This window comes from Isoptericola variabilis 225 (genome assembly GCF_000215105.1).
GTDB lineage: Bacteria > Actinomycetota > Actinomycetes > Actinomycetales > Cellulomonadaceae > Isoptericola > Isoptericola variabilis_A.
The window spans coordinates 2,426,192-2,442,119 of record NC_015588.1 but is presented as its reverse complement, the minus strand read 5'-3'; the positions used below and the strand labels follow the sequence as shown (position 1 = coordinate 2,442,119).

Here is a 15,928-nt window from a genome sequence, read left to right as displayed (position 1 = left end):
CCGCGTGCGGCTACCGCTGCGGCACGAGGATGAGGGCGCCCAGCGGCGGCACGCGCAGCGACACCGAGTGCGACCGGCCCTTCCACGGCACGGGCTCGGCGGTCACGCTGCCGAGGTTGCCCACGCCGGAACCCCCGTACACCTCGGCGTCGCTGTTGAACGCCTCGACCCACGTGCCGGCGTCGGGCAGCGCGAGCCGATAGCCCTCGTGCGGGGTGCCAGCGAAGTTGACCACGACGACGACGGGCCGCCCGGAGCGGTCGCGGCGCACGTACGACAGGACGTTGTGGTCGGCGTCGTCGGCGTCGAGCCACTCGAACCCGCCGCCCTCGAAGTCGCGCTCCCAGAGGGCCGGCGTCTCGCGGTAGAGGCGGTTGAGGTCGCGCACCGCCCGCTGGACGCCGGCGTGCCCGGGATTCTCGAGGAGCCACCAGTCGAGCCCGACGCCCTCGTTCCACTCGGCGTCCTGCGCGAACTCCTGGCCCATGAAGAGCAGCTGCTTGCCCGGGTGCGTCCACTGGTAGGCGAGGAACGCGCGCACGCCGGCGAGCTGCTGCCAGCCGTCGCCCGGCATCTTGCGCAGCAGGGACCCCTTGCCGTGCACGACCTCGTCGTGGCTGATGGGCAGCACGTACTGCTCGGAGAACGCGTACACGAGCGAGAACGTCAGCTCGCCGTGGTGGTAGCGCCGGTACATGGGGTCGTGTGCGACGTACCGCAGGCTGTCGTTCATCCAGCCCATGTTCCACTTCAGGCCGAACCCGAGGCCGCCGCTGCTCGTCGGCCGCGTGACGCCCGGGAACGCCGTGGACTCCTCGGCGATCATCATGACGCCCGGGTTGCGGCGGTACGCCGTCGCGTTCGCCTCCTGGAGGAACGAGATCGCCTCGAGGTTCTCGCGACCGCCGTGCACGTTCGGCACCCACTCGCCCTCGTTGCGCGAGTAGTCGAGGTAGAGCATCGAGGCCACGGCGTCGACGCGCAGCGCGTCGGCGTGGAACTCCTCGAACCAGTAGCTCGCGTTGGCGACGAGGAAGTTGCGCACCTCGCGGCGGCCGAAGTCGAAGACGTACGTGCCCCAGTCGGGCTGCTCGCCCCGGCGCGGGTCGGCGTGCTCGTACAGCGGCGTGCCGTCGAAGCGCGCGAGCGCGAACTCGTCGCGCGGGAAGTGCGCGGGCACCCAGTCGAGGATCACGCCGACCCCGGCCTGGTGCAGCCGGTCCACGAGGTACCGGAAGTCGTCCGGGTGGCCGAACCGCGACGTCGGCGCGAAGTAGCTCGTGACCTGGTAGCCCCAGGAGCCGCCGAACGGGTGCTCGGCGACGGGCATGAGCTCGACGTGGGTGAAGCCCTGCTCGGTGACGTAGTCGGTGAGCTGCTCCGCGAGCTCGCGGTAGCCGAGCCCGGGCCGCCACGAGCCGAGGTGCACCTCGTAGACGCTCATCGGGCCGTTGTGCGGGTCGTGCGACGCGCGGGCCGTCATCCAGTCGAGGTCGCCCCACTCGTGGCGGGACTCGACGACGACGCTCGCCGTCGCGGGCGGGACCTCCGTGCCCTTGGCGAGCGGGTCGGCCTTGGCGCGCCACACGCCGTCCGCGCCGAGGATCTCGTACTTGTACCGCGTGCCCGGCCCGACGCCGGGGACGAACAGCTCCCACACGCCCGAGGAGCCGAGCGAGCGCATCGGGTGGATCGGCGTCCAGCGGTTGTGGTCGCCGACGACGCGCACGCCGCGCGCGTTCGGCGCCCACACCGCGAACGAGGTGCCGTCGACGTCGCCGAGCACGCTGTGGTAGCGGTGCAGGTTGGCGCCGAGCACCCGCCACAGCTCCTCGTGGCGGCCCTCGCTCACGAGGTGCAGGTCCATCTCCCCGAGCGTGGGCAGGAACCGGTACGGGTCGTCGGCGGTCTGCACGTCGGTGCCGTAGCGCGTGCGCACGCGGTAGTCGGGCGCGTGGCGCGTGCCGTCGTCGTCCACCGGCGTCGGCACGACGGCGGTCCACACGCCCGCGGCGTCGTGCGACGCGGGGAACTCGCCGTCGGCGGTCACCACGACGACCTCGTCGGCGAGCGGGCGCAGCGTGCGCACGACGGCCCACGAGCGCCCGTCGCCGGTGTCGGGCATGAGGTGGGGACCGAGCACCGCGTGCGGGTCGTGCGTCGTGCCCTGCGCGACGGCGGTGAGCACCTCGGTGTCGACGGGCGGCGCGGCGGGCGGGGCCGACGGGTCCTGGGAGGTCTGCTGTTCGTGCGGGCCGGACGTCATGCGATCACCTTTCCACGGGGCGCTGCGCGTCGCGTGTCGAACTCGCGACGTGGACGTGTCGTGGCTACGAGACGGCGCCGAGCGCGCGGTCGACCGCCGCGAGCGGGATGCCGACCCACGTCGGGCGCTGCCGCGTCTCGTACACGACCTCGTAGAGCGCCTTGTCGAGCACGAGCGCGGTGAGCGCGGCGGCGTCCGTGTCGGGCTCGAGCCCGGAGGCGACCGTCTCGCGGTACGCGGCGAGGAACGCGTCGGCGGCCTCGGTCTCCCACGCGGGGTCGGGCGCGCGGCCCACGGCGGCCGCGTAGCCGAACGAGCGGAGCATGCCGGCGACGTCGCGCAGCGGCAGGTCGGGCGCGGTGCGCTCGGCGACGGGCCGCTGGGGCTCGCCCTCGAAGTCCAGGATCTTCCAGCCCGTCGCGCCGTGCAGCGCCTGGCCGAGGTGCAGGTCGCCGTGGATGGTCTGCGTGGCCACGGGGCTCGGCGCGGCGACGAGGCGGCGCTCGAGGTCGTCGAGCAGCGCGGTGATCTCGGCCTCGCGCGCCGCGAGCGCCGGCGCCTCGCCGACCGCGGCCGCCGCCCGCCGGCGGAGCCCCGCGACGAACGCGCGCGGGTCGACGGGCGGGCCCTCGGGCAGGGCGCGGCGCAGCACGGCGTGCATCTCGGCGACGACCCGGCCCAGGTCGGCGGCGAGCGGGGCGAACGACTCGCCGCGGCTCGCGACGTCGCACGCGAGCTCGAAGCCGTCCTCGGCGTCGGGCACGAGCTCGGCGAGGATGGCCAGGTGGACCGTGGCGTCGTCGGGCGTGGCGATCTTGAGCGCCCCGAGGAACCGGGGGACGCCGTCCCAGCCGGCCTCCGTGAGCGCCTGCGGGACGACGACGTCGGGGTGCTGCCCGGGCGCGACGGTCCGCAGGATCTTGAGCATGCCGCCCGAGCCGCCCGGCGACGGCACCTCCGGGAGGATGACCGAGGTGTTGGACTGCTCGCCCGCGAGCACGCGGCCGCGGCGCGTGAGCGCCGCCGCGTCACCCTCCACGTCGTCCGTCCCGATGCCCATCGAGTGCAGGAGCGCGATCCAGCACGCGGGGTGCGCGGCGCCGTCGTGCACCGCCACGTCGCCTGACGGCGTCGCGACCGTGCCGATGTAGCCGGGGCCGGGGGCGTCGGCGTCCGTGAGCACGAGCGGCACCTGGACGACGACCTCGCCGCCGGGCAGCGTCGGCCCGGTGAGCCGCACGAGCAGCACGAGGACGTCGGCGCCGACGGTGCCGCCGTCGTCGTCGAACGTCACGGCGAGCCAGGGCTCGGCGCGCACGTCGCCCGTGCCGCCGGGGTACCAGCGCCGGCCCGGCAGCCACGCGGCCAGGAGGTCGGCGACGCTCGGGTCCGGTCCCTCGGCCGCGGGGACGACGGCGACGTCGACCATCAGCCCTCGCCGCCCCGGTGCCCGTGGGAGGGCGGGGTGAGCAGCAGCCAGTAGAACTCGCGCGAGCCCCACGTCATCGTCACGCGCGCGTCGTGGCCGACGGCGGGGAACCGGCCGCCGCCGAACAGGTCGGTGAGCGACCAGCCCTCGAAGCCGGGCAGCGTGATCGTCGCCGAGCGGGCGGTGGCCGACAGGTTGGCCGTCACGAGCAGCACCTCCTCCGCCGACGCGCGCGTGAAGGCCAGGATCGCGTCGTCGTCGCACGGTCGCGCGACGAAGTTCCCGGTGCCGAACGCCGGGTGGAGCTTGCGGATGCCGAGCATGCCGTGCACCCAGTGCAGCAGCGACGTCGGCTGGGCGAGCTGGGCCTCGACGTTCGTGTGGTTGTAGTGGTGCACGAGCGACTGGATGAGCGGCAGGTAGAGCTTGCCCGGGTCGGCCGTGGAGAAGCCCGCGTTGCGGTCGGGCGTCCACTGCATCGGCGTGCGCACCGCGTCGCGGTCGGGCAGCCAGATGTTGTCGCCCATGCCGATCTCGTCACCGTAGTAGAGGCACGGGCTGCCCGGCAGCGAGAGCAGGAGCGCGTGCGCGAGCTCGATCTCCTTGCGCGAGTTGTCGAGCAGCGGCGCGAGCCGCCGCCGGATGCCGATGTTGGCGCGCATGCGCGGGTCGTGCGCGTACCAGCCGTACATGGCCGCACGCTCCTCGGTCGAGACCATCTCGAGCGTCAGCTCGTCGTGGTTGCGCAGGAACGTGCTCCACTGCCCGCCGGACGCCGGGATGTCGGGCGTGTCCGCGAGGATGTCGAGCACCTGCGTGGCCCGCTGGTCCCGGATCGCGTAGAAGATGCGCGGCATCACGGGGAAGTGGAAGCACATGTGGCACTCGGGCTCGTCCTCTGTGCCGAAGTAGTGCACCACGTCCTGCGGCCACTGGTTCGCCTCGGCGAGCATGATGCGGCCCGGGAACTCGGTGTCGATCATGCGCCGCACGCGGCGCAGGAACGCGTGGGTCTCGGGCAGGTTCTCGCAGTTGGTGCCCTCGGCCTCGAACAGGTAGGGCACCGCGTCGAGCCGGAAGCCGTCGACGCCGATCTGCAGCCAGAACCGCGCGACGTCGAGCATCGCGTCGGCCACGCGGGGGTTCTCGAAGTTGAGGTCCGGCTGGTGGCTGAAGAACCGGTGCCAGAAGTACTGCCGGCGCACCGGGTCGAACGTCCAGTTCGACGTCTCCGTGTCGACGAAGATGATGCGCGCGTCCTGGTAGCGCTTGTCGTCGTCCGACCACACGTAGAAGTCGCCGTACGGGCCTTCCGGGTCGCTGCGCGACGCCTGGAACCACGGGTGCTGGTCGCTCGTGTGGTTCATGACGAGGTCGATGACCACGCGCATGCCGCGGGCGTGGGACTCCTCGATGAGCTCGGTGAAGTCCTGCAGGCTGCCGTACTGCGACGCGATCGCGGTGTAGTCCGCGACGTCGTACCCGCCGTCGCGCATCGGCGACGGGTAGAACGGCGGCAGCCAGAGCGCGTCGACCCCGAGCCACTGCAGGTAGTCGAGGCGCTCGATGATGCCGCGCAGGTCGCCGCTGCCCGTGCCGTCCGAGTCCGAGAACGACCGGACCATGACCTCGTAGAACACGGCCTTGCGGTACCAGTCGGGGTCGTCGGACAGGCCCGGGCGCTCGAGCGGCGGCAGCTCCGGCTGACGCCGCGGGGGGAGCGCCTGGACGGGGATCTGCCGGGTGATCGGCCGCGGGACGCTGATCGGCTCCGTGCTCATGCGAGCCCCACCCGCAGGATGTGGGCGACCTGCACGCGCGGGTCGAGCCGCACGTACGGGTGGGCACCCCACCGGTAGGTCTCGCCGGACAGGACGTCGTGGGCGACGAAGAAGGGCTGGTCCTCGACGCCCTCGGGCCGGGTCAGGCCCAGCTCCTCGAGGTCGAGCAGCAGCGTGGACTCCTGCGTCCCCCACGGGTCGAGGTTCACGACGACGAGCACGACGTCGTCCTGCGACGCCCCGGGGTGGCCCGTGCCCGGCAGGTGGCGGGCCCGGACGCGTCGCGAGTAGCAGACGACCTGGTCGTTGGTCGTCTCGTGGACCGTGAGGTTGCGCAGCTGCTGGAGCGCCGGGTGCGCGCGCCGGATCTCGTTGAGCCGGCGCAGCAGGGTCGAGATGCCGATGACCTCGGCCTGCGACCAGTCGCGCGGCTTGTACTCGTACTTCTCGTTGTCGATCTGCTCCTCGACGCCGGGGCGCGGCACGTTCTCGACGAGCTCGTAGCCCGAGTAGACGCCCCATGTGGGGCTGCCCGTGGCCGCGAGCACCGCGCGGACGGCGAAGCCCGCGACGCCGCCGTGCTGCAGGTACGGCGGCAGGATGTCGTGCGTCGTGGGCCAGAACGACGGGCGCATGACCGAGCCCTGCGGGCCCGACACCTCCTGGAAGTACTCCTCGATCTCCTCCTTGGTGTTGCGCCACGTGAAGTACGTGTACGACTGGTGGAAACCGATGCGCGCGAGGGTCAGCATCATCGCCGGTCTGGTGAACGCCTCCGACAGGAAGATCACCTCGGGGTTGGTCGCGTGGACCTCCGCGAGCAGCCACTCCCAGAAGTCGAGCGGCTTGGTGTGCGGGTTGTCGACGCGGAACAGCGTGACCCCCCGGTCGATCCACAGGCGGACGATCCGCAGGATCTCGGTGTAGATGCCCTTCGGGTCGCGGTCGAAGTTGAGCGGGTAGATGTCCTGGTACTTCTTCGGCGGGTTCTCCGCGTAGGCGATCGAGCCGTCGGCGCGCACGGTGAACCACTCCGGGTGCTCCGTGACCCACGGGTGGTCTGGGGAGCACTGCAGCGCGAGGTCGAGCGCGACCTCCAGGCCGTTGCTCCGCGCCGTCGCGACGAACTTCTTGAAGTCCTCCTCCGTGCCGAGCTCCGGGTGGATCGCGTCGTGCCCGCCGTCGGGCGAGCCGATCGCGTACGGGCTGCCCGGGTCGCCGGGCTGCGGCGTGAGCGTGTTGTTGCGCCCCTTGCGGAACGTGGTCCCGATGGGGTGGATCGGCGTCAGGTACACGACGTCGAACCCCATCGCGGCGATCGCGGGCAGCCGCTTCGCCGCCGTCGCGAAGGTGCCGGACTGCCACGTGCCGTCGGGTCGGTGCACGGCGCCCTCGGACCGGGGGAAGAACTCGTACCAGCTTCCCGCGAGCGCGAGCTTGCGGTGCACGCGCAACGGGTAGCGGGCGCTCGGCGTCGTGAACTCGCGCAGCGGGATGCGGGTGAGCGCGTCCTTGACGGCCCGGGTCGTGGCCATCGCCAGGCGCGCGCCCGCGGGGCGGCTGTCGTCGGCCAGCTCGCGCCGGACCCGGTCGAGGAGCTCGGCGTCCTCCGGCGTGCGACGGCGCTGGAGCTTGCGCGCCGTGATCCGCTCGAACAGCAGCGCGCCCTCGGCGAGCATGAGCTCCACGTCCTGGCCGGCCTCGGCCTTGATCACGGCGTCGCGCGCCCACGTGGCGTACGGGTCGGACCACGCCTCGACCCGGAACGTCCAGTCGCCCTCGGCGTCGGGCTGCAGGAAGCCGCGGAACCTGTCGAGGCCCGGGGCGACGTCCGTCATCGGCGACCACGAGTGCACGCGGCCGTCGGGCGAGAACAGCACCGCCGTCGCGTTCACGGCGTCGTGGCCCTCGCGGAAGACCGTCGCCTCGATCGGCACGACCTCCCCGACGGCGGCCTTGGCGGGCCAGCGGCCGCCCTCGACGACCGGGGACAGCTCGAGCACGGGGATGCGCCCGATGGGCACGTGGGGGGTGGGCAGCGGCGTCGTCACGGCACCCACGCTAACCAGGCACCCCCTGCCGCGCTCGACAACATGCCGACTCACCTCCCGTGGGGTATGCGGCATCCTTCGCCGAGGTCGTACCTCCGGTCGCGAGGTCGTACCCCCGGCGTACGACGTCGCGACCGGCGGTACGACCTCGGCGGAGGGTAGAGGGTCGTCGTCCACAGATCTCCGCACGCGGGCCCCACGGCGTCGTGCCTCCTGCCACGCTTCGGGGGCATGGAGAACCGACCCAGGGGCCGGCTCGCGTCCGGCCGCCGTCCGGGAGACACCTCGTCGCCGACGCCACGACAGCTGCCCGGCGTCGTGCTGTACGACGGCGAGCGGCGAGCGGCCATCGCGCGGCGGGTCCGGCGCGGCGAGCTCGCCCGCGTGCGCCGCGGCCGGTACGTCACGCCGACGGCCGTCGACCGCGGGCAGGCGCTGCAACGGGAGGCGCGCGTCCTGGCCATGACCGCCGCCGTCGCCACGAGCCTGCGCACCGAGTACTGGTTCAGCCACGAGACGGCCGCTCTCCTGCACGGCCTTGCGGTGCACGGGCTGCGTGAGCAGGTCCACGTCACGCATGCGTGGAGGCCACCGTCGCGCGAGGCCGTCGGCATCCCTCTCGTACGGCACGCGGTCGCGCTGCCGGAGCGGGACCGCGCCGTCGTCCTCGGGCGGCCGGTGACCTCTCTCGAGCGGACGATGGTCGACTGCGCACGGTTGCTGCCGGGCGCCCGAGCGCTCGTGGTCGCGGACTCGGCGCTGCGCGCGGGAGCCGATCTGGACCTCGTCGCCACGATCCTCGAGGAGGCGGCGGGCCACCGCGGCGTCCGGCAGGCGCGCCGCGTCGTCGGGCTCGCGGACGTCCGGGCCGAGTCGCCGGGCGAGTCGATCCTCCGGTGGATCGTGCACGAGGCGCAGCTCGACGCGCCCGAGCTCGCGGTCGAGGCGACCACGTGGCGGGGGACGTACTGGATCGACGTCGCGTGGCCCGACCTCACGGTGGGAATCGAGTTCGACGGCGCGGTCAAGTACTCGGGCGGGCGGTACGGCGATCCCCGACAGCGGTTGCTCGAGGAGAAGCAGCGGCACGACGCGCTGACCGAGGCCGGCTGGGTCCTTCTCCGCGTCACGTGGGACGACCTGCGCCGGCCCGACCTCCTCGTCGCACGGATCCGCGCTGCCCTCACCTCCGCCCGGGCACGCCGCGGCCGCTGACCGCACGCCCGCAGTCTTCCCCCCTCTCGCCGAGGTCGTACCTCCGGTCGCGAGGTCGTACCCCCGGCGTACGACGTCGCGACCGGCGGTACGACCTCGGCGCAAGAAGTGGGGGTCGCCTCAGCGGGCGAGCGCGCGGCCGGTCACGCGGCCCGTGTGAAGGCAGCCGCCGAGGAACGTGCCCTCCAGCGCGCGGTGCCCGTGCATCCCGCCGCCGCCGAAGCCGGCGGCCTCGCCCACGGCCCACAGGCCGTCGAGCACCGACCCGTCGGCGCGCAGCGCCCGGCCGTCGGCGTCGCACCAGATGCCGCCGAGCGTCTTGCGCGTGAGCACGGACAGCCGCACGGCGAGCAGCGGGCCGTCACCGGGCGTCGTGAGGGGGCGCGGCGGCGCGACGCGCAGCAGCCGGTCGACGCGGAAGTCGCGGGCGGCACGGGTCGCGACGACCTGCGGGTCCTTGCCCAGCCCGGAGGCGACCTGGGCGTCGCGCGCCGCGATCACCGCGGCCAGGCCGTCCGGGTCCACGTGCCCTCGCGAGCCCGGCGTCGACGCCGTGAGGGCGTTCATCTTCTCGGCGAGCTCGGCGGGCGTGTCGGCCCACAGGAACTCGGGCGACTCCTGCGCGAACCGGGCGACCGGCCCGACCGCGCCGGGCAGGACCCGCTTGGCCAGCAGCCGGACGTCCTTGCCCGTGAGGTCGGGGTTCTGCTCGGACCCGGACAGGGCGAACTCGGACTCCATGACGGTCCTGTTGAGCACGAACCAGGAGTGGTCGTCGCCGCGCCCGGTGAGGTGCTGGAGCGCGCCGAGCGCGTCGAACCCGGGGAACAGGGGTGCGGGCAGGCGGTTGCCGTCCGCGTCGAGCCACAGCGAGCTGGGTCCCGGCAGGATCCGGATGCCGTGGTTCGTCCAGACGGGCGAGTGGTTGGTGATGCCCTCGGGGTAGTGCCACATGCGGTCCTCGTGCACGAGCGCGGCGCCCGCCGCGGCGGCGTGCTGCAGCATCAGCCCGTCGGTCGAGTCGGGGACGCCGGACAGCATCCGCGCCGGCAGGCGCCCGAAGACGGGTTCCCAGCGGTCGCGTGCGAGCGCATGGTTGGCGCCGATGCCGCCGGTCGCCACGACGACGGCGTCGGCGGCGACCTCGACCTCGCCCACGACGTCGCGGTTCGACGGCGCACCGCGCGCCGCGTCGTCGTGGGCGAGGCGCTCGGCCCGCACCCCCGTGACGCGGCCGTCCGTCGTCGTGAGCCCCACGACGCGGTGGCGGAACCGGACGTCGAGCAGTCCTGCGGCGCTCGCCTCGCGCGCGGCGCGCACGAACGGCGTGAGCACCGCCGGGCCCGTGCCCCACGTCACGTGGAACCGCGGCACCGAGTTGCCGTGGGCGGTCCCGTGCGCCGTCGCGACGGGGTACCCGCCGCGCTCGGCCCACTGCGGCAGCGGGAACCAGCGCACGCCCTTCGCGTGGAGCCACGCGCGCAGGTCGCCCGCGGCGAACTCGACGAACCGGCGCGCCCACGCGTAGCCGTGCCGGTCGGGCCCGACGCCGCTGGCGGCGCCGTCGGCGAACCCCGCCGAGCCGAGCCAGTCGGACCACGCGAGCTCGGCCGAGTCGCGCACGCCCATCCGGCGCTGCTCGGGGGAGTCGACGAGGAACAGGCCGCCGAACGACCACCACGCCTGCCCGCCGAGCGAGGCGGCGGGCTCCTGGTCGAGCAGCACCACGCGCCGTCCGGCCGCGGTGAGCTCGGTGGCCGTGACGAGCCCGGCGAGGCCCGCACCGATGACGACGACGTCAGCGCTCATGGCGGCAGTGTGCCACCCGGAGAGCCCGTCAGCGGGGTGCGACGAACACCTCGACGCTGAGCGCCTCGAGCGTGACGGGGCAGGTGAGGGGCTCCTCCTCGGGCTCCTCGGGCGTGTCCCAGGTCGAGCTCCAGACGCGCTCCCACGCTCCCGCGCCGTCGAGCGGCTGCGGCAGGTGGACCTCGACGTCGTCGAGCCCGCCGTTGAGCACGAGCAGGACGTCGGACTCGCCGGCTCCGGGGCCCGTGCGCAGCATCTGGATGACCCGCCGTCCGGCGACGTTCCAGGCGTCGTGGTCCATGGGGGAGCCGCCCGCGTCGAACCACAGCAGGTCGGGCAGGGTCTCGCCCGGGCGCGGCTTGCCCAGGAAGAACGACTCGGCGCGCAGGGCCGCGTGCCGGCGCCGGAGGCCGACGAGGAACCGCGCGGTCTCGAGCAGGTGGCGTGCGGCGTCGTCGACGTCCCAGCCCAGCCAGGAGGTCTCGTCGTCCAGCGCGTACGCGTTGTTGTTGCCGCGCTGCGAGCGCCCGATCTCGTCGCCCGCGGTGAGCATGGGCGTGCCCGCGGCCAGGAGCGTCATGGCGAGCAGGTTGCGCTGCGAGCGGCGGCGCAGGGGCACCACGGTGGACCACGGCTCGGTCGACGCGTCGTCGCCCTCGGGCGCGTGGCCCTCGACGCCGTGGTTCCACGACAGGTTGTGCCCGTGCCCGTCGCGGTTGTCCTCGCCGTTCGCCCAGTTGTGCTTGTGGTCGAACGCGACGAGGTCGGCGAGCGTGAAGCCGTCGTGCGCGGTGACGAAGTTGATCGACGCGACGGGGCCGCGCACGAGCGGCGGGTCCGAGTGCCCGAACAGGTCGGCCGACCCGGCGAGGCGCGTCGCGAGCTCGCGCATCCCGTGCATGGGCTGCCCGCGCGACCCCTGTCGCGGCGCGTCGAGCCAGAACGCGCGCACGGAGTCGCGGAACTTGTCGTTCCACTCGGCCACGGGCGGCGGGAACTGGCCCGTGCGCCAGCCGCGCGGGCCGACGTCCCACGGCTCGGCGACGAGCTTGAGACCCGACAGCACCGGGTCGGTCTGCAGTCCCACGAGGAACGGGTGGTCGGGGTCGAAGCCGTAGTGGCCGCGCGCGAGCGTCACGGCGAGGTCGAAGCGGAAGCCGTCGACGCCGACGACCTCGGCCCAGTAGCGCAGCGAGTCGAGCGCCATCTGGACCACGCGGACACGGCGGAAGTCGAGCGAGTTGCCCGTCCCGGTGACGTCGGCGAGCCGGGCCGGGGTGCCGCCGTCGTGCACGTAGTACATGGCGTTGTCGAGGCCGCGCCACGACAGGTGGAGCGAGTCCTCGCCGCCCTCGCACGTGTGGTTGTAGACGACGTCGAGGATGACCTCGATGCCCGCCTCGTGCAGGAGGTGGACCATGCCGCGCACCTCGTCGAGCACCGCGGCGGGGCCTGCCTCCTGCGCGCCCTTCGTCGCGTACCGGGCGTGCGGGGCGAAGAAGCCGAGCGTCTGGTAGCCCCAGTAGTTCGTCAGGCCCTGCGCGACGAGCCGCGGCTCGCTCACCGAGGCGTGGATCGGCAGGAGCTCGAGGGTCGTGACGCCCAGCGCCTGCAGGTGCGCGATCGTGGCCGGGTGCGCGACGCCCGCGTACGTGCCGCGCAGCTCCTCGGGCACGTCCGGGTTGAGCTGGGTCAGGCCGCGCACGTGCGCCTCGTAGATCACCGTGTCCGACCACGGCACGCGCGGGCGCGACAGCGGCGCCGGCCCCGGCAGGGCGGGCATGACGACGGCGTGCGGCACGTGCGCGATCGAGTCCACCTCGTCGGGCTCGCCGTAGGGGTCGGCGAGCCACCAGCGTCCGTCCGGCGTCGACGGGTCGCCGCTCCGCGGGCGGCCCGGGGACCCGAGCGTCTCCGGGCCGTACGCGACCTCGCCGACCAGCCCGCGCGCGTACGGGTCGACGAGCAGCTTCGCCGGGTTGTGCCGGTGCCCCGCGGCCGGGTCCCACGGCCCGTGCGCGCGGAAGCCGTACCGCTGCCCGGGCGCCACACCCGGCACGTGTGCGTGCCACACCCCGTACGTCGGGCCGTCGAGCGGGACGCGGCGCTCGCGGTAGCGCGCGGGGTCGCGCTCGTCGCGAGACGGGTCGACGACGTCGATGAGGCACAGGTCGACGCCGGTCGCGTGCGAGGCCACCACCGCGACGTCGACCCCGCCGTCGGGCGTCACGTGCACGCCGAGCGGCGACACGTGGCTGCGGCGCGCGGTGGGGCGCGTCAGCGGGGTGACCTTCGGGCGGGCGTCCATGCGTCCATCGTGCGCGCCGCGTCAAACGGGAGCGCTTGCGAGCGAGGGCGAGTCGTGGTGCGTCGCACGATGCGGACCGGTGGCCGGGCGGTGGGTGCGGGCGCAGTACGCTCGTCGCCTGAGCGGCTCCGGCCGCCGGATCCGTCGAGCACTCGAGTCGGAAGGTTCCCCGTGCGCATCGTCGTCCCCGTGAAGTACGTGCCGGACATCAACGCGGACCGCCGCTTCGAGGACTGTCGCGTCGTCCGCGACCCGGCCGAGGGCTCCCTGAACGAGCTCGACGAGAACGCGCTCGAGGCCGCCCTGCGGATCGTCGAGGCGCTGCCCGACGACGAGCGCGAGGGCAGCGAGATCGTCGCCCTCACCGTGGCCCCCGCCGACGGCGACCTGGCGCTGCGCAAGGCGTTCCAGATGGGCGTGGACCGCGGCGTGCGCGTCACGGACGACGCCCTGGCCGGCTCGGACTACTTCGGCACGACCGCGGCGCTCGCCGCGGCCGTGCGCCGCCTCGAGGGTGAAGCACCGGTCGACCTCGTCGTCACGGGCATGGCGGCGCTCGACGGCCTCGGCTCCGTGGTGCCCGCGCTGCTCGCCGCCGAGCTGGGCCGACCCGCGCTGACGCTCGCGAAGAAGGTCGCGCTCGAGCCCGGGACGCGCACGCTGACGATCACGCGCGAGACCGACGACGCCACCGAGGAGCTCGCCGCGTCGCTGCCCGCCGTGCTGTCGGTCGCCGACACCGCCAACACGCCGCGGTTCCCGAACTTCAAGCTCATCATGGCCGCCCGCACCAAGGAGATCGAGGCCTGGTCGCTCGCGGACCTCGACGTCGACCCGGCGTCGGTCGGCGCGGCCGGCGCCCGGACCGAGACGACGAGCGCCGCCCCCCGCCCGCCGCGGCCCGAGGTGGAGCTGGTCCAGGACAAGGGCGAGGGCGGCAACGCCCTGGCCGAGTTCCTCATCCGCAACGAGCTGGTCTGAGGGAGGCCGCCGCCATGACCGTCCAGGAACCCACGCGGAACCGCACCGTCCTCGTCCTGCTCGACCCGGCGACAGAGGTCCGCTCGAGCGCGCTCGAGCTGTTCACGATCGCCCGCTCGCTCGGCCGCGTCGAGGCCGTCACGCTCGAGGCGCCCACGGTCGAGGTGCTCGCGCAGCTCGGCGCGTACGGCGTCGAGACGGTGCACCAGGCCGAGCTGCCGCCGTCGTACCAGCACGACGCGCGCCACCTGCCCGCCGTCGTCGGCGCGACGCTCGCGGCGGCCGTGCGCCTCACGGACGCCGACGTCGTTCTCGCGCCCGCGACCTTCTCGGCCAAGGAGGCGACCGCGCTCGCCGCGCACCGCCTCGGCGCGGGCCTGATCATCGACGCCGCGGGCGTGGGCGAGACGCCCGACGGCCGCATCGTCGGCACCAAGCGCGTGTTCTCCGGGTCGTGGGACACCACCAGCCGCGTGACCACCGACGTCGCGATCCTCACGGTCCGGGCCAACGCCGTCGTGCCGCAGCCGGCCGACGCCGCGGTGGCCACGGAGGTCGAGGGGTTCACCGTCGAGGTCGACGGCCCGGTGCCGACCGTCGTCGGGCGCACGCCCAAGGAGCGCACGGCCGGGCGGCCGTCGCTCGAGGAGGCGGCGATCGTCGTCGCGGGCGGGCGCGGCACCAACGGCGACTTCGGCCCGGTCACGGAGCTCGCGGACGCGCTCGGGGCTGCCGTGGGCGCCTCGCGCGACGCGGTCTTCGAGGGCTGGTTCGACCAGTACATCGGTCAGACGGGCGTGACCATCGCGCCGCGCGTGTACATCGGCGCGGGCATCTCGGGCGCACCGCACCACCGGGGCGGCATGCAGGCCTCGCAGGTCATCGTCGCGGTCAACAACGACCCCGAGGCGCCGATCTTCGAGATCTGCGACTTCGCCGTCGTCGGCGACCTGGCCGAGGTGCTGCCGCAGGCCGCGGCCAAGATCCGGGCGCACCGCGGGGAGTAGCCCGGTGGCCGCGCTCGACCCGCTCGTGCCGTCCGGTGGCCCCCTGCCGCCGGAGGAACGACGGCGGGCGGCGCGGCACCTGCTCCTCGAGAGCTTCGGGCCCGCGGCGCAGGCGCGGCTCGCCTCCGCGCGCGTGCTGGTGGTCGGGGCCGGCGGGCTCGGCTCGCCGGTGCTGCAGTACCTCGCGGCGGCGGGCGTGGGAACGCTCGGGGTGCTCGACGACGACGTCGTCGAGGAGTCCAACCTGCAGCGTCAGGTGCTGCACGGTGCCGGTGACGTGGGTTCGCCCAAGACGGCGTCGGCGGCGGCCGCGCTGCGCACGCTGCGGCCCGACGTGCGCGTCGTCGAGCACGGGGTGCGGCTCGACGCGTCGAACGCTCGCTCGCTGATGGAGGCGTACGACCTCGTCGTCGACGGGTGCGACACGTTCGCGACCCGGTACGCGGTCTCGGACGCCGCGGTGGCGCTCGGGCTGCCCGTCGTGTGGGGCAGCGTGCTGGGCTGGGACGGGCAGGTGGCTGTGTGGTGGTCGGCGGCGCCGGACGGGCTCGCGCTCACGTACCCCGACGTCTTCGGACCCGCGCCGTCCGAGGAGGGCGAGACCTGCGCGACCGCGGGGGTCCTCTCGCCCGCGTGCGGCGTCGTCGGCGCGACCATGGCCGTCGAGGCGGTCAAGCTCCTCACCGGCACGGGCGACGTCGCGCTCGGCCGGCTGCTCGTCTACGACGCGCGGACCTCGACGTGGAACGCCGTCGAGCTCACCCCTCCCAGCGCTGCGACCGGACCTGTGGCCCACTCGGAGGCTCCGAACCGGGCCACAAGTCCCCTCACGACGGTTCCGGAGGGGGCACTCGTGCTCGACGTCGGCCCTGCGGCGGGCGGGGCGGCGCCCGGGGCCGTGTGGGTGCGGCTCGAGGACCTGGCGGCGGGGGAGCACCCGCCGGAGCTGGTCGGCCACCCGCACGACGCGCCCGTCGTCGTCGTGTGCCCCCACGGGCTGCGCTCGCGCGGGGCGGCGACGCTGCTCGCCGCCGACGGCTGGACCGACGTGCGCGCGGTCGCCGCGGCGCCGCTCTGACCG

The 15,928-nt window shown here is 74.1% G+C and carries 10 protein-coding genes; 4 read left to right on the top strand and 6 right to left on the bottom strand.

What is annotated here, in order from left to right; genetic code table 11:
• Window positions 1–10 precede the first annotated feature (10 nt).
• The 4 genes from glgB to ISOVA_RS11285 all read right to left on the bottom strand — a co-directional run bounded on the left by glgB (window position 11) and on the right by ISOVA_RS11285 (window position 7,536).
• Window positions 11–2,266 carry a 1,4-alpha-glucan branching protein GlgB gene (gene glgB / locus ISOVA_RS11300; protein ID WP_013839357.1) on the bottom strand — a complete coding sequence of 752 codons (2,256 nt, stop codon included), beginning with the start codon at window positions 2,264–2,266 and terminating at the stop codon, window positions 11–13.
• A 64-nt stretch (window positions 2,267–2,330) separates the two neighbouring features.
• Entirely contained in the window at window positions 2,331–3,695 is a 1,365-nt protein-coding gene (locus ISOVA_RS11295; RefSeq protein WP_013839356.1) for a maltokinase N-terminal cap-like domain-containing protein, read from the bottom strand.
• A complete protein-coding gene (treS, locus tag ISOVA_RS11290) occupies window positions 3,695–5,476 on the bottom strand; it encodes a maltose alpha-D-glucosyltransferase (protein ID WP_013839355.1) in 1,782 nt (593 codons plus the stop codon). Before treS ends, ISOVA_RS11295 begins: the two co-directional genes overlap by 1 nt.
• Entirely contained in the window at window positions 5,473–7,536 is a 2,064-nt protein-coding gene (locus tag ISOVA_RS11285; RefSeq protein ID WP_013839354.1) for an alpha-1,4-glucan--maltose-1-phosphate maltosyltransferase, read from the bottom strand. The genes treS and ISOVA_RS11285 overlap by 4 nt, the downstream gene beginning before the upstream one ends.
• Window positions 7,537–7,758: 222 nt before the next feature.
• On the opposite strand from ISOVA_RS11285, the gene ISOVA_RS16480 reads away from it, so the two are divergent.
• Window positions 7,759–8,742: a hypothetical protein gene (locus tag ISOVA_RS16480; protein ID WP_143762115.1), complete on the top strand. Its 984-nt coding sequence runs from the start codon at window positions 7,759–7,761 to the stop codon at window positions 8,740–8,742.
• Window positions 8,743–8,862: 120 nt separating this feature from the next.
• Here the strand turns inward: ISOVA_RS16480 and ISOVA_RS11275 are convergent, their stop codons facing one another.
• Window positions 8,863–10,551, bottom strand: a complete 1,689-nt coding sequence (locus ISOVA_RS11275) for an FAD-binding dehydrogenase (RefSeq protein WP_013839352.1) — start codon at window positions 10,549–10,551, stop codon at window positions 8,863–8,865.
• A gap of 28 nt (window positions 10,552–10,579) precedes the next feature.
• Complete coding sequence (gene glgX, locus ISOVA_RS11270) at window positions 10,580–12,859, bottom strand: glycogen debranching protein GlgX (protein ID WP_013839351.1); 2,280 nt, start codon at window positions 12,857–12,859, stop codon at window positions 10,580–10,582.
• 171 nt (window positions 12,860–13,030) lie between these two features.
• On the opposite strand from glgX, the gene ISOVA_RS11265 reads away from it, so the two are divergent.
• Genes ISOVA_RS11265 through ISOVA_RS11255 form a run of 3 tightly spaced genes read left to right on the top strand, consistent with a single transcriptional unit; the run spans window position 13,031 to window position 15,925 of the window.
• On the top strand, window positions 13,031–13,840 hold the full coding sequence (locus tag ISOVA_RS11265) for an electron transfer flavoprotein subunit beta/FixA family protein (RefSeq protein WP_013839350.1): 810 nt from the start codon (window positions 13,031–13,033) through the stop codon (window positions 13,838–13,840).
• A gap of 14 nt (window positions 13,841–13,854) precedes the next feature.
• Window positions 13,855–14,847 carry an electron transfer flavoprotein subunit alpha/FixB family protein gene (locus ISOVA_RS11260; RefSeq protein ID WP_013839349.1) on the top strand — a complete coding sequence of 331 codons (993 nt, stop codon included), beginning with the start codon at window positions 13,855–13,857 and terminating at the stop codon, window positions 14,845–14,847.
• Window positions 14,848–14,851: 4 nt separating this feature from the next.
• Window positions 14,852–15,925, top strand: coding sequence for a HesA/MoeB/ThiF family protein (locus tag ISOVA_RS11255; RefSeq protein WP_013839348.1), 1,074 nt, complete (start codon window positions 14,852–14,854; stop codon window positions 15,923–15,925).
• Window positions 15,926–15,928 lie beyond the last annotated feature (3 nt).

Coding starts and splice junctions, on each gene's coding strand:
- glgB (WP_013839357.1), bottom strand. CDS start 2,266: ATGACGTCCGGCCCGCACGAACAGCAGACCTCCCAGGACCCGTCGGCC.
- ISOVA_RS11295 (WP_013839356.1), bottom strand. CDS start 3,695: ATGGTCGACGTCGCCGTCGTCCCCGCGGCCGAGGGACCGGACCCGAGC.
- treS (WP_013839355.1), bottom strand. CDS start 5,476: ATGAGCACGGAGCCGATCAGCGTCCCGCGGCCGATCACCCGGCAGATC.
- ISOVA_RS16480 (WP_143762115.1), top strand. CDS start 7,759: ATGGAGAACCGACCCAGGGGCCGGCTCGCGTCCGGCCGCCGTCCGGGA.
- ISOVA_RS11275 (WP_013839352.1), bottom strand. CDS start 10,551: ATGAGCGCTGACGTCGTCGTCATCGGTGCGGGCCTCGCCGGGCTCGTC.
- glgX (WP_013839351.1), bottom strand. CDS start 12,859: ATGGACGCCCGCCCGAAGGTCACCCCGCTGACGCGCCCCACCGCGCGC.
- ISOVA_RS11260 (WP_013839349.1), top strand. CDS start 13,855: ATGACCGTCCAGGAACCCACGCGGAACCGCACCGTCCTCGTCCTGCTC.